Source organism: Rhodococcus sp. IEGM 1351, from assembly GCF_030056875.1.
GTDB classification, from domain to species: domain Bacteria; phylum Actinomycetota; class Actinomycetes; order Mycobacteriales; family Mycobacteriaceae; genus Rhodococcus_F; species Rhodococcus_F opacus.
Genome location: NZ_JASHKU010000195.1, coordinates 1 through 213 on the forward strand (window position 1 = coordinate 1; position 213 = coordinate 213).

Here is a 213-nt window from a genome sequence, read left to right on the forward strand (position 1 = left end):
GCCATGTGGCGCTCGTGCTTCTGACTGACGATCTCGCTGATCACACCCGCCGGCCGCAGGTCCGCCAGCCGGGCCAGGTCGACGGCTGCCTCGGTGTGACCGGGACGGCGCAGCCCGCCACCCTCCTTGGCGCGCAGCGGCACGACGTGGCCGGGCCGGGTGAAGTCGTGGGCGCCGCTGGACGGGTCGGCCAGCAACCGCCTGGTGGCGGCG

Annotated in this window: 1 protein-coding gene; it reads right to left on the reverse strand. The window is 75.1% G+C overall.

Annotated elements, in window-relative coordinates; genetic code table 11:
* The coding region (locus tag QM806_RS41250) for a 3,4-dihydroxy-2-butanone-4-phosphate synthase (protein ID WP_283295092.1) at positions 1-213 on the reverse strand (213 nt) is incomplete at both ends.